This is a genomic window from Pseudarthrobacter sp. alpha12b, from assembly GCF_054130495.1.
Window position 1 is genome coordinate 1,780,981 of sequence record NZ_CP196746.1, and the last position, 12,948, is coordinate 1,793,928.

A 12,948-nucleotide genomic window follows, 5' to 3' on the forward strand; every position below is an offset into this window, starting at 1 on the left:
GCTTCAACTTTACCCGCCTGGCCGCGTGCGGCCTTCCGCGCGGCAGGACAGTGTCAGCGGCGGACGATGGGGTTGGACAGCCGGCCGATGCCCTCGATTTCCACCTCGAAGCGGTCGCCCTCCTTGACCAGGCCCACGCCGGCGGGCGTGCCGGTCATGATCACATCGCCGGGCAGCAGGGTGAACGCCTGCGACACAACAGACACCAGTTCGCGGACGCCGCGGATCATCTGGCTGGTGCTGCCGTCCTGGCGCACCTCGCCGTTGAGCCGGCCCTGGATCTGCAGGTCCTCGGTGTCCAGGTCGGTCTCGATCCAGGGCCCCAGCGGCGCCGAGGTGTCGAAGCCCTTGGCACGGGTCCACTGGAGGTCCGTCTTCTGGACATCGCGGGCCGTGAGGTCGTTTCCGCAGGTATACCCGAAGATGACGTCGTCCACGCGGTCTTCCGGCACGTCCTTGCAGATCCGTCCGATCACCACGCAGAGTTCAGCTTCGAACGAGACCTCTTCCGAGAATTCCGGCAGCACTACGGGGTCGTTGGGGCCCACGACGGCGGTGTTGGGCTTCAGGAACAGCAGCGGCTGGGCGGGTACTTCGTTGCCGAGCTCATGGGCGTGCTCCACGAAGTTACGGCCTACGCCGATCACCTTGCTCCGCGGGATGATGGGGGCCAGCAGCCGGACGTCCTCCAGCTTGTGGCGCACGGAGGTGCGCTCCACACCATTGAAGAAGGGGTCGCCGTGGATGACAGTGATCTCCTCACTGCCCGGTTCACCTTCCACCACGCCGTACAGGGGATCAGAATCAACGACAAACCTGGCAATACGCATGGCTCCTACCCTACCGTTTCGCCGGGGCCGGCCTGTCCGCGGTGCCGCCGCCGCGCAGGTATTCCAACTGGGCGGCCACGGACAGCTCGGCGGCACGCCGGACGGAAGGGCCGACGTCGGAATAGACGGCGTCAGCCACCTCCCCCACGGCTGCATCCTGGCCCAGCCCGTCCAGTGCGGCGCGGATCTGCTCCAGCCTTTCTTCCCGGTGCCTACGGTAGTCCCGGGCGATGGCTTCAACGGAAGGCAGGACCGGGCCGTGGGCCGGGAGGACGGTTGCCGGCCCCAAAGCCTCGAGGCGGTCCAGGGACGCGAGGTAGTCGCCCAGCGTGCCGTCCGGATAGTCCAGCACGGTGGTGCCGCGGCCAAGGACAGTGTCGCCGGTCAGCACCGAGCCGGACGTGCCGTCCGCAGGCAAGTGGAAACAGACGGAATCGCTGGTGTGGCCCGGCGTGGCCAGGACAACGATCGCCAGCCCCGCAGCCCGAATGGCTTCACCATGGACCAGCGGTCCTCCCCCGCCGTGGCAGTGGTGGGGATCCATGGCGCGGACCGGCGCACCCGTTAGCTCGTGCAGCCGGGCAGCACCCGCCGTATGGTCCGCGTGCCGGTGGGTCACCAGGATCAGTTCGACGGCGCCGACACCGGCCAGTGCCGCCAGATGCGTTTCATCCTGTGGACCAGGATCCACCACCACCACGGAGGAATGGCCGGGGGCACGCAGGACATAGGAGTTTGTGCCGTCCAGGCTCATGGGGCCCGGGTTGGGAGCCAGGATGAACTGTGTGAGCCCGGAGCTGCGCTGCAGGCGGGGGCCGGTAACTGAGGTCACTGACCCATCCTTGCATCCAGTTCCGCCCTCCCCCATCCAGTCGCCCATGTGGGCGCCCGCGGAATAGAACAGCGGCGGCCCCGGGTTGGCAACCAATGACAGCACAACGATCTACACCAGGAAGCCGAATCCCCCAATGAGCACAACATCACTCGCAGACCTTCTCGCCCAGGCGGACGCAGACGGCCACGACCACTCGGCGACCGAAAAGGCCACCGGCCTCCTGCACATCCACAACCACGCGACCGGCAGCATCATCTGGTTTCCCACGTGGAAGAAGTTCCGCGAAACCAGCGACTGGACGGACGCCGTCAACGGCATCACGGCAGAACTGGACGCCGCCTCCGCGCCCGCTGACCAGGCCGGCGCCGCGCTGATCGCCTCGGAACTGGAAACGCTGCTGGACCAGGCCTCCCGCTCCGGCGACGCCACCGTCTTCGTGCAGGAGAACCTCACCCGCCACCTGACGCGGACCTGGGCTGTGGGCGACGCAGTGGCAAAGGCAGACGGCAAAAACCTGTTCACCAGCGGCCCCACCCCCTCTGTCTTCGCCGGCTACCCCTATGACGTCTACGGCCAGGACGGCGGCGTTTTCGCCACCACGCTCTGGAACGACATCATCGACGCCCGGCGCAACCGGGCATTGGCGGAGGAAGCTGCCCGTAAGGCACTCAAGCCGGTGTCGCGCAAAGCCATGAAGAACGCCGCCCGCAAGGCAGCACGCCGCTAGGCGTCCGCGGCCGGAACGCAGAACGGCGCCCGCCGGACCAAAGTCCGGCAGGCGCCGTCGTACGTTACGAAAGTGGTGGACTACGCCAGGCGGGTCAGCCATCCGTGAGTGTCCGGCTCGGCGCCGGTCTGGATGCCCAGGAGCTTTTCGCGGATGGCCATGGTGGTCTCCCCCGCTTTGGCGTCCTCTGAGCCGATGAACTCGGTGTCATCCTTGAGCACGCCGATGGGGGTGATGACGGCCGCGGTGCCGCACGCGAAGACTTCGGTGATCGCGCCGGACGCAACGCCGTCGCGCCATTCATCGAGGGTGATTTTGCGTTCGGCGACCTCGCGGCCCATGTCCTTGGCCACCTGGATCACGGACATCCTGGTGACGCCCTCCAGGATGGTGCCGGTGAGCGCGGGGGTGGCGAGCGATCCGTCCTTCATCACGAAGAACACGTTCATGCCGCCCAGTTCCTCTACGGCGTTGTCATTGGCCTGGTCCAGGAACAGGACCTGCTTGCAGCCGTTGGCCTCCGCTTCCTGCTGCGCGATCAGCGACGCGGCGTAGTTGCCACCGCACTTGGCATCCCCGGTACCGCCGCGGCCTGCGCGGGCGTACTGGCGGGAGATCCAGATGGAAACGGGCTTGAGCTCGCCGCCGAAGTAATTGCCGGCGGGCGAGGCAATCACCCGGAAGGAGACCTCGCGGGCAGCGCGGACACCCAGGAAGGCCTCGGTGGCGATCATGAACGGGCGCAGGTACAGGGCTTCGCCGTCGCCGGAGGGCACCCATTCCTTGTCCGCTGCCACGAGCTCGCGGATGGCGCTGAGGAAGTACTCGGCCGGAAGCTCCGGCAGGGCCAGCCGGCGGGCTGACTTGTTCAGCCGCGCGGCGTTGGCCTCAGGCCGGAAGGTCCAGACGGAGCCATCCGCATGCCGGTAGGCCTTGAGTCCTTCGAAGATCTCCTGGCCGTAGTGGAACACGGCAGCGGAAGGGTCCAGGACGATCGGGCCGTAGGGTTCGATCCGGGCATCGTGCCAGCCGCCGTTGCCGTCCGCGTCCACGCTGTAGTCGACGATGGCGGTGTGGTCGGTGAAGTAATTGCCGAATCCCGGGTTCGCCAGGATGGCTGCACGCTCTTCGGCAGACTTCGGGTTGGCCGAGGGCTGCCTGGTGAATTCGACGCCATGGGCGGTCTGGGTCATGGTTCCTCCACGATCGGCCGCCCGGGGTTCAGCGCTGAACGGCGAAGCGGCATTTGGTGATTCGAGACAAGCTTACGCCCGATGCCGGAGGCCCCGGCGCGGGCTAGAGTCCTGCAGCGATGGCGTCGCCCACGGCGCTGGTGCTGCGTGCGGTGCCGTCGCGCTTTTCGACGTCGGCAACCACTGCCGCTTCGATCCTGCGGGCGGCTTCGGCGTAGCCCAGGTGGTCCAGCAGGAGTGACGCGGAGAGGATGGCCGCGGTGGGGTCCGCCTTGCCCTGGCCGGCGATGTCAGGCGCCGAACCGTGGACGGGCTCGAACATGGAGGGCGCGGTGCGGTCCATATTGATGTTGCCCGACGCTGCCAGGCCGATGCCGCCGGTGATGGCTGCGGCGAGGTCGGTGATGATGTCACCGAACAGGTTGTCAGTGACAATCACGTCGAAGCGGGACGGGTCCGTGACCATGAAGATGGTGGCGGCGTCCACGTGCAGGTAGTCGTGGGTGACCTCCGGGAATTCCTGGGCCACGGCCTCGACCGTGCGCTTCCACAGGTGGCCGGCAAAGACCAGGACGTTGTGCTTGTGCACCAGGGTGACGTGCTTGCGCTCCCGTGCGCTGGCGCGGCGGAAGGCGTCACGGACCACGCGCTCCACGCCGTGGGCCGTGTTCAGGGATACTTCCGTGGCCACCTCGTGCGGGGTTCCCGCCCGCAGGGTGCCGCCGTTGCCCACGTAGGGCCCCTCGGTTCCTTCGCGCACCACGATGAAGTCGATGGTGCCGGGTTTGGCCAGGGGGCTGCCAACGGTTCCGTAAAGCCGGGAAGGCCGCAGGTTGACGTAGTGGTCCAGGCTGAAGCGCAGCTTGAGGAGCAGCTCGCGCTCGATGATTCCGGAGGGAATCCGGGTATCGCCGGGGGCGGCGCCCACTGCACCGAAGAGGATGGCGTCGCGCGTCTTCAGGTCTGTCAGGACCTCATCCGGCAGGGTCTCGCCCGTGGCAAGCCAGTGCTCGGCGCCGAGTTCGTAGTGCGTGGGCTTGAGCTCCACACCCTCCGCGGCCACAGCCTTTTCCAGGACTTTGAGGGCCTCGGCGATGACTTCGGGGCCGATGCCGTCGCCGGGAATAACTGCAAGATCAATGGAGGATGCGCTCATGTTTTCAGGGTAGCCAAGACATCCATATGCTGGTCAAGCTGTCTCAGCTTTTGGACAGGAGCGCATCCGCCGGCAGGGCGTTCGGCAAGAACCTACTCCGCGGATTCCTCGAATTTGGGGAACACGGGGGTGGGAGCGGGCAGCGCAGTACCCGGAACGATCGGCGTGGCTATCGCCGCGAACTGCCGCGCTTCACCTTCAGGCTGGCCCAGCGCGTCCAGGAGCTTGGCCGTGGCGTTGGGCATGACCGGCTGGGCCAGGATCGCCACGATCCGGAGCACTTCCAGGGTCACGTACAGGACGGTGTTCATGCGTTCGACGTCGGTCTTCCGCAGGACCCAGGGCGCCTGCTCGGCGAAGTAGGCGTTGGTGTCCCCCAGTACGTGCCAGATGGTTTCCAGCGCACGGCTGAACTCCTGCTTGTCGAAGGCCGCACGGGCGGCCTCGAGCAGGCCGTTGGCCTGGTCCAGGATGGCGGTGTCCGCCGCTGTGAACTCTCCAGGAGTGGGCACTGCCGCACTGCAGTTCTTGGCCACCATGGACAGGGAGCGCTGGGCCAGGTTGCCGAAATTGTTGGCCAGGTCCGAGTTCATCCGACCCACGATGGCCTCATGGTTGTAGCTGCCGTCGGCCCCGAACGGCACCTCCCGCAGGAAGAAGAACCGCACCTGGTCCAGGCCGTAGCGGGCGACGAAGTCCGCCGGGGCCACCACGTTGCCCAGGGACTTGGACATCTTGACCCCGTTGTTGTGCAGGAACCCGTGGATCATGACGCGCTTGGGCAGCTCCAGCCCGGCGCTCATCAGGAAAGCAGGCCAGTAGATGGCGTGGAACCGGGAGATGTCCTTGCCGATGATGTGGACGTCGGCCGGCCAGTACTTCCGGAACGTCGCCGATTCTGTGTCCGGGTAGCCCACGCCGGTGAGGTAGTTGGTCAGGGCGTCCACCCAGACATACATGACGTGCTGGTCATTGCGGGGAACGGGAACGCCCCAGTCGAAGGTGGTGCGGCTGATGGACAGGTCCTCCAGGCCGCGCTTTACGAAGCTGATGACCTCGTTGAAGCGGTACTGCGGGGCCCCGAACTCGGGGTGGGATTCGTAGAGCGCCAGCAGTTTGTCCTGGTAGGCGGACAGCCGGAAGAAGTAGCTCTCCTCGGCCGTCCACGTCACCTCGGTGTCCGTCTCTTTCGAGTAGCGCACGCCGTCGTCCTTGACCACGGTGTCGTCCTCGCCGTAGAACGCTTCGTCCCGGACGGAGTACCAGCCCTCGTACTTGGAGAGGTAGATGTCGCCGTTGGCTTCCATCTTCTTCCAGATGGCCTGTGACGCCGCGTAGTGGTCCGCGTCCGTGGTCCGGATGAATCGGTCGTAGCTGATGCCCAGGGCGGAGTGGGCTGCCTTGTAGATCTCGGCGTTGCGGTCCACCAGCTCCTTGGGCGTGATGCCTTCCTTCTCCGCGGCCTGGGCAATCTTCATGCCATGTTCGTCCGTGCCGGTCAGGAACATCACGTCAAAGCCGTCAAGGCGCTTGAAGCGCGCCATGGCGTCGGTGGCTATGTACTCGTAGGCGTGGCCGATGTGCGGCACGCCGTTGGGGTAGGTGATGGCCGTGGTGATGTAGAACGGCGTTTTCTCTGGAGCAGTCACGTTCGGACGGTTACCTTCGGTGCGTAAGGGGGCGGGCTAGATCAGTTCTGTCAGGGTATCGCTCAGCCGGACCAGCTCGTGGTCGTGCGAGGCCACCAGCACGGCGATCCCGTCCGAGGTGGTGTCCTTCAGGATGCTGATGATGCGGTTGGCGGAGGCGCGGTCCAGGCTGGCGGTGGGCTCATCAACTACCAGGACCCTGGTGCCCAGGATCAGGGCGCGGGCGATCGCCACGCGCTGGCGCTCACCACCGGACAGCTGGGCGGGACGGTGCCGCATGCGCCGGCCCAGGCCCACCAGGTCCAGCAGGTCCTTGGCCGTGTCACGCCGCTGCTCCACTTCGCCGTCCGGAACGGCGGGCAGGAGGACGTTTTCCAGGGCGCTCATGCCGTCGATCAGGGCACCGCCCTGGTCGACGTAACCGATCAGTGCACGACGACGGTCGGCGATTTCGTCGTCGCCCATGCTTTCGAGGGAATCACCTTCCCAGAACACGCGTCCCGACGTCGGCAGGGTCAGTCCCGCGCCGACAGTCAGGATGCTCGTCTTGCCGGAGCCGCTTCGCCCGGCGACGCAGTGCATCTCGCCGGCGTGCAGGGTGAGGTCGAAGCCTTCCACCACGCTGACGGCGTCGGCGCCGCCTTTTCCGCCGCCGTAGCGGATGGTGATGTCGCGCATTTCCAGCGGGGTGGCGTGATCAGCCGACTTGACGATGGTGTTGGCCCGGGTCTGCAGGGGGACCTCATTGGAGCCGCTCCTGCGGCTGCGCTGGACGTTCGTCGGGTTTGTCATTGGACCACTTTCGTTGCAATCGGTATCCAGCAAATTACAGCTACCAGGCCGGCCACGGCGGCCCAGATGGCCGCGTAGGGGGCCAGCAGCAGGCCGATGCCCAGGGCGCCCAGCACGCCCAGCGGCAGGGCCACGGTTCCCACCAGGGCATTTTCGAACAACCGGACCTGGCCGAGCATGTCCGGGTTCCAGCCCATGGCCTGCAGGATGCCCAGGTACTGCCGTTTGGCGTTGAGTTCGAATCGTCCCGTCACCAGGGTCAGCACCAGCCCCACGGCCACGCCCGCAAGTGCCAGCAGGATGCTCGGCAGCGTGACGCTGGCGGCGGCCAGGCCGCTCAGCGCACTGGCGCCTGCTGCCCGCGGGATGTCGATCAGCAGGGCGATCAGGCCGCCCACGGCGGCACCGAAGACACCCACCGCGACAGCCAATGACAGGGTGTTGAACTTGTTGGTGCTCAGCTGCCGGTTGGCGAAGGTCAGGGGGGAATCGACCGGAATGAGGCGTTCGTCGTGCTGCGGCTCCTGGTCGATCTCATCGCGGTGCCGAAGCTGCCGCGCGGCGAACAGCGCCGCGGCGCAGTAAAGCACCAGGACGGCCGCGCACACCAGCGCGGTGGCCAGGCTCCAGCTCAGCAGGCTCAGCACCACGCCTGCAACGGCGAGCAGCACGGCCCCGACGCCGAATTCCTCCAGCACCCAGCTGCGGATCCGCCGCTGGGTCCAGCCCATGGCCCGGAGTGTGCCGGCCTCGCTGCGGCGCTTCCGGATATAGCTGACGGTGGATGCGCCCGTCAGGAGTGCCGCACCGCACAGCGTCAGGAAAAGCAGGGTGATGTTGGTTCCGGACAGTGCTCCGGCCACGGCTTCGGCAGCATTCTGCCGGACCCAGGACTGCTGAACCGTGCCCAGCGCCGATTCCTTGCCGGCCCCGTCCTTGGAGTAGCCGGGAACGAAGATGCTGGTGTCCTCACGGGCCGAACCGGCCACGACAGTGGCGTCCAGGCCCATGTCCCTGATCTCCGCGGCGAGTTTCTCCACCTCGGGCTGGGCGTCCTTCCAGCTGCCCGGCGCCTTGGCGCGGACGCGGACGGCGTCGATGACGGCGGCGTTCTGCTTGTAGCCCCGGGCGGCAGCGAGTCCGTAGTAGTCCGTGATGGCACCGGCGGACTGGCTGGCCAGTCCGGTGGCGCTCAGCGACGGCTTCAGCTGTGCAGCTGGAACGTCCTTGCCGGCAGCGTCCTTGGACAGCGTGAACGGCGTGGGGTCATACCCGCCGAGCGGAAGCTTGTTGACGTCTCCGGACGCTGCCTCCACGGCGGCGGGGTCGAACGTGCCGTAGACCATGGGCAGCGGCGTCGCGGCCTGCTGCTGGCCGGTGGGCAGGTTGTCCCGGTACGACCGCTCGTCCACGGGGTTCCGCTGGGTCTGGTCAACGGGCGCGCCATTGGCGGCCTTGTCCGGCAGGCGGTTGACGGTGACCCATTCGCCGGGCACGGCGGTCTTGTCCACGGCGCCGTTGGCCGCGGTGTCCCCGTCCGTGTACTTGGGGGCGCCGGCAAAATTAGTGCTCCACTTGGCCGGGGTGTAGAGGCCGGGATTGAAGTTGCCGTTGCTGCCCAGCAGGGACGAGTGGTCCGTGGAGCCCGGCCAGGACAGAACGAAAGGGTCCTTCGAAACGAAGGGCAGGTAATCCTTGCCCAGGGACTTCGAAACGGTGCCGACGTCCTTGACCACCTTGCCGGCGTCGTCAATTTCTTCGATCTTGACGTTGTACTTCAGGTCCAGCGACGTGCCGGAGCGTACGATCAGCGGAACTGCCTGCGAGCCACTGGTCAGCTGCCCGGTGCGTTTGGCCTGCTGGTACTGGGTCATCAGGGGAGCCCAGTACTTGAGCTTGACGCCCAGGAAGTCCGGTCCTTCCTTGAGCTGGTCCATGCTGATGCCGTTGGTGAAGAGCCCTTCCAGGTAACGGCCCACGGCGCCCGCGTCACGCGCGTCAGCGGGCGGCGCCTTCTCCAGCGGAGCCAGGAAGTCGCCGGCCGGGCCGAGCAGTGCCCGTTCGGAGGCGGGGTCAACTGCCACCACGGATTCGGTGACCTCAGGGGCGAGCGGCAGCGCCACGGAAAGGTTGAAGAGGTTGTGCTCGGAGCCGCCGGCGGGAGCGGGGAACTTGATGCCGGTCTCCCCTGCTGCCGGGGCGATGCGGATGCTGTTGCCGCCCTGCGCCTTTTCCTCCACGAGCCGGGCCTTGCCCAGCGTGCCTTCGGCCGTGGTCTTGAAGAGCGTCTGCTCGGAGTTTCCGTCCGAGCTCACGGCGCTGGCGGTGAGCCGGTACTTCTTGGCAGAATCGGTCAGCACGGATTCGGCCGCAGGCCACTTGTCCGGGGCTGTGGCGCCGGCAGCCTGGTCCGCCGTGGCGGTACCGGCCAGCCCGGCGTTGTAGCCGAGGTAGTCCATGGCGTCCAGGCGGGGTGTCTCCAGGTTCTGGGTGACGCGCGAGACCAGGCTGATGGGGGCCGCCACGGACGTGCCGGACAGCTTCCTGATGGAGTCCAGCTGGTCGAAGCCGATGCCGCCGGCGCCGTTGGCGATCTCGGGCTGCAGCAGTGCCCCGGAGGGCGCCTTGGCCTGGACCAGGATGTCGTAGAGCCCCCTGGAATTTTCATCAACCGTCCGGTTGAGCGCAGCCTGTGACTGGCTTTGGACGAGGACCGACAAGCACATGGCTGCGATCAAGATGGCCGCGGTCAACAGCAGCACCCTGCTTCTGATGAACCTCTGGACGGCGTTCATGGAACTCCCTGAAACCTGGATTGCGTGCGCACACGTCCATCCGCCCGGGCAGACGTGGACAATGACGGACGGATGTGCAAAAGGTATTGGCCGGTCTGCCGGCTGCGTCCTGAATCAGGACCAAGCCATTGTAAGCAGACCGGCCAATCATACGTGGCTCCGCCTGGACGTGCCTTTGCGGAGGAGCGGTTACGGCGTTTCGGCCGGTGTGTCGCGTTTAGTCTTCCAGGTCCACTTCCCGGACCATCTCGGCGCCGATTCCGGCCTTGATGGCGTCCAGCACCTGCTGGGGAACGGAGCTGTCGATCGTCAGCAGGGCCAGGACCTGGCCGCCCTCGTTGGAACGGGCCACCTGCATGCCGGCGATGTTGATGTTGTTCATGCCCAGGATGTGGCCGATGGTGCCGATCACGCCGGGGCGGTCAGTGTAGGCAACCACCACCAGGTGCTCGCTGATGGGGATCTCGACCTCGAAGCCGTTGATGCCCACCAGCTTCTCGATCTGCTTGGGGCCGGTCAGGGTGCCGGCCACGGAGATCTGGCTGCCGTCGCTGAGGGCGCCGCGCAGCGTCAGCACGTTGCGGTAGGACTCGGTTTCCGGCGTGGTGATCAAGCGGACGTTGATGCCACGCTGCTCGGCGATGACCGGGGCGTTGACGTAGGACACCTGCTCAGTCACGACGTCGGCGAAGATGCCCTTCAGCGCCGCAAGTTCGAGCACCTTGACATCGAGGGAGGAGATTTCGCCGGCCACTTCGACGTCGAACTGGGTCAGTGATGCGTGGGTCAGCGCCGTGAAGATGCGGCCCAGCTTCTCGATCAGCGGGATGCCCGGGCGGACGTCGGGGGCAATGACGCCGCCGGCGACGTTGACGGCGTCCGGAACCAGCTCGCCCGCGAGGGCCAGGCGGACGGACTTGGCCACGGAGACGCCGGCCTTTTCCTGGGCTTCGTCCGTGGAGGCGCCCAGGTGCGGGGTGACCACGACGTTGTCCAGTTTGAAGAACGGCAGGTCGGTGCTGGGCTCCTTGGCAAAGACGTCCACGCCGGCGCCGGCGATTTCGCCGTCCTGGAGGGCAGTAAAGAGGGCTTCCTCGTCCACCAGGCCGCCGCGGGCCACATTGACCACGTAGGCGCTGGACTTCATCTTCCTGAAGGCGTCAGCGCCCAGCATGCCCACGGTCTCAGGGGTCTTGGGCATGTGGATGGTGATGAAGTCGGACTGGGCCAGGAGCTCGTCCAGGGTGACCAGCTGTACGCCGAGCTGCGCTGCGCGGGCAGAGGTGATGTAGGGGTCGTAGGCAAGGATCTTGGTGTCGAAGCCCTTCAGGCGGGCTGCCACCAGGGCACCAATGCGGCCCAGGCCGATGATGCCGATCTTCTTTTCGAACAGTTCGATGCCGGTGTACTTGGAGCGCTTCCATTCGCCGTCCTTGAGGGCTGCGCTGGCCTGCGGGATGTGGCGGGCCAGGCTAAGGATGTGGCCCACGGTGAGTTCGGCAGCGGAGACGATATTGGACGTGGGGGCGTTGACCACCATCACGCCGGCCTGGGTGGCGGCCTTGATGTCCACGTTGTCAAGGCCCACGCCGGCACGGGCGATGACCTTCAGGTTCTTGGCCGCGGCGATTGCTTCGGCGTCCACCTGGGTGGCGGAGCGGACCAGGATGGCGTCCACGTCACTGATCGCCGAGAGGAGCTGGGAACGGTCGGAGCCGTCGGTCTGTCGGATTTCAAAGTCCGGGCCGAGGGCCTCGACGGTGGCGGGGGAAAGTTCTTCGGCGAGCAGTACTACGGGTTTTGACACGGCTGATCCTCTGCGTTGCAGTCCTGGGGATGGAAACAAGTCTAGGCCGACAGAAAGGCCGGGCTCACATTGTTAAGTGTGAACCCGGCCTCACCATTGGGGTCTATGCGGTTGCGCTGGCAGCCTTAGCGGGCTGCGGAGCCTTCCACGTAGTCGACGTCCTGCTGCTGCCAGGAGAACAGGGAGCGCAGTTCACGGCCAACAGCCTCGATGGGGTGCTGCTCGGCCTTGGCGCGCAGTTCCTTGAACTCCACGCCGCCGTTGTCCTGGTCTTCGATGAAGCGCTTGGCAAACGCACCGGACTGGATGTCGGCCAGGACGGCCTTCATGTTTTCCTTCACCTCGGGGGTGATGACGCGGGGGCCGGAGACGTAGTCGCCGTACTCTGCGGTGTCGGAGACGCTCCAGCGCTGCTTGGCGATGCCGCCTTCCCACATGAGGTCGACGATGAGCTTGAGCTCGTGCAGCACCTCGAAGTAGGCGATCTGCGGCTGGTAGCCGGCCTCGGTGAGGGTTTCGAAGCCGTACTGGATCAGCTGGGACACGCCGCCGCAGAGGACTGCCTGCTCGCCGAAGAGGTCCGTTTCGGTCTCTTCGGTGAAGGTGGTCTTGATGACGCCGGCGCGGGTGCCGCCGATGGCCTTGGCGTAGGACTTGGCCAGCTCCCAGGCAGAACCTGAAGCGTCCTGCTCGACGGCGATGATGTCCGGGATGCCGCGGCCGGCCTCGAACTCGCGGCGCACGGTGTGGCCCGGAGCCTTGGGGGCAACCAGGATGACGTCAACGCCTTCCGGCGCCTGGATGTAGCCGAAGCGGATGTTGAAGCCGTGGGCGAAGGCCAGGGCCTTGCCGGGGGTCAGCTTGGCCTTGATGGAGTCGTTGTAGATCGCGCGCTGGTGCTGGTCCGGCGCCAGGATCATGATGACGTCTGCCCATTCGGCGGCGTCGGCCACGTTCTTGACCGTGAAGCCTGCGTCCTCGGCCTTGGCGGTCGACTTGGAGCCGTCCTTGAGGGCGATAACGACCTCGACGCCGGAATCGCGCAGGTTGAGCGCGTGGGCGTGGCCCTGGGATCCGTAGCCAACGATGGCAACCTTGCGGCCCTGGATGATCGACAGGTCGGCGTCGTCGTCGTAGAACATTTCAGTCACTTGCGTAACTCCT

The 12,948-nt window shown here is 66.3% G+C and carries 10 protein-coding genes; 1 reads left to right on the top strand and 9 read right to left on the bottom strand.

Annotation, left to right across the window (positions count from 1 at the left end):
- Positions 1 to 53 precede the first annotated feature (53 nt).
- Both ACTAQI_RS08130 and ACTAQI_RS08135 read right to left on the bottom strand, forming a co-directional pair.
- Entirely contained in the window at positions 54 to 830 is a 777-nt protein-coding gene (locus ACTAQI_RS08130; RefSeq protein ID WP_056335278.1) for a fumarylacetoacetate hydrolase family protein, read from the bottom strand.
- Positions 831 to 840: 10 nt separating this feature from the next.
- Entirely contained in the window at positions 841 to 1,662 is an 822-nt protein-coding gene (locus ACTAQI_RS08135; RefSeq protein WP_457950523.1) for an MBL fold metallo-hydrolase, read from the bottom strand.
- Positions 1,663 to 1,798: 136 nt separating this feature from the next.
- On the opposite strand from ACTAQI_RS08135, the gene ACTAQI_RS08140 reads away from it, so the two are divergent.
- Positions 1,799 to 2,392: a hypothetical protein gene (locus ACTAQI_RS08140; protein WP_457950524.1), complete on the top strand. Its 594-nt coding sequence runs from the start codon at positions 1,799 to 1,801 to the stop codon at positions 2,390 to 2,392.
- A gap of 80 nt (positions 2,393 to 2,472) precedes the next feature.
- On the opposite strand, the gene ACTAQI_RS08145 is transcribed toward ACTAQI_RS08140, so the two are convergent.
- The 7 genes from ACTAQI_RS08145 to ilvC form a co-directional block, all read right to left on the bottom strand.
- The gene (locus tag ACTAQI_RS08145; RefSeq protein ID WP_457950525.1) at positions 2,473 to 3,585 is read right to left on the bottom strand and encodes a branched-chain amino acid aminotransferase; all 1,113 of its coding nucleotides are present in this window, start codon (positions 3,583 to 3,585) and stop codon (positions 2,473 to 2,475) included.
- Between the two features lie 103 nt (positions 3,586 to 3,688).
- On the bottom strand, positions 3,689 to 4,741 hold the full coding sequence (locus tag ACTAQI_RS08150) for a 3-isopropylmalate dehydrogenase (RefSeq protein ID WP_457950526.1): 1,053 nt from the start codon (positions 4,739 to 4,741) through the stop codon (positions 3,689 to 3,691).
- 92 nt (positions 4,742 to 4,833) lie between these two features.
- Positions 4,834 to 6,390: a methionine--tRNA ligase gene (gene metG / locus ACTAQI_RS08155; RefSeq protein ID WP_457950527.1), complete on the bottom strand. Its 1,557-nt coding sequence runs from the start codon at positions 6,388 to 6,390 to the stop codon at positions 4,834 to 4,836.
- A gap of 36 nt (positions 6,391 to 6,426) precedes the next feature.
- A complete protein-coding gene (locus ACTAQI_RS08160) occupies positions 6,427 to 7,182 on the bottom strand; it encodes an ABC transporter ATP-binding protein (protein ID WP_457950528.1) in 756 nt (251 codons plus the stop codon).
- Positions 7,179 to 9,977 carry an FtsX-like permease family protein gene (locus ACTAQI_RS08165; RefSeq protein ID WP_457950529.1) on the bottom strand — a complete coding sequence of 933 codons (2,799 nt, stop codon included), beginning with the start codon at positions 9,975 to 9,977 and terminating at the stop codon, positions 7,179 to 7,181. Before ACTAQI_RS08165 ends, ACTAQI_RS08160 begins: the two co-directional genes overlap by 4 nt.
- Positions 9,978 to 10,194: 217 nt before the next feature.
- Positions 10,195 to 11,784, bottom strand: coding sequence for a phosphoglycerate dehydrogenase (gene serA, locus ACTAQI_RS08170; RefSeq protein ID WP_457950530.1), 1,590 nt, complete (start codon positions 11,782 to 11,784; stop codon positions 10,195 to 10,197).
- A gap of 125 nt (positions 11,785 to 11,909) precedes the next feature.
- Positions 11,910 to 12,935, bottom strand: a complete 1,026-nt coding sequence (gene ilvC / locus ACTAQI_RS08175) for a ketol-acid reductoisomerase (RefSeq protein ID WP_457950531.1) — start codon at positions 12,933 to 12,935, stop codon at positions 11,910 to 11,912.
- Between the last annotated feature and the right edge of the window lie 13 nt (positions 12,936 to 12,948).

What these genes read in the sequence shown, in the direction of transcription:
- ACTAQI_RS08145 (WP_457950525.1), bottom strand. Translation starts at nt 3,585, where the DNA reads ATGACCCAGACCGCCCATGGCGTCGAATTCACCAGGCAGCCCTCGGCC.
- ACTAQI_RS08165 (WP_457950529.1), bottom strand. Translation starts at nt 9,977, where the DNA reads ATGAACGCCGTCCAGAGGTTCATCAGAAGCAGGGTGCTGCTGTTGACC.
- ACTAQI_RS08160 (WP_457950528.1), bottom strand. Translation starts at nt 7,182, where the DNA reads ATGACAAACCCGACGAACGTCCAGCGCAGCCGCAGGAGCGGCTCCAAT.
- ACTAQI_RS08130 (WP_056335278.1), bottom strand. Translation starts at nt 830, where the DNA reads ATGCGTATTGCCAGGTTTGTCGTTGATTCTGATCCCCTGTACGGCGTG.
- ACTAQI_RS08150 (WP_457950526.1), bottom strand. Translation starts at nt 4,741, where the DNA reads ATGAGCGCATCCTCCATTGATCTTGCAGTTATTCCCGGCGACGGCATC.
- ACTAQI_RS08140 (WP_457950524.1), top strand. Translation starts at nt 1,799, where the DNA reads ATGAGCACAACATCACTCGCAGACCTTCTCGCCCAGGCGGACGCAGAC.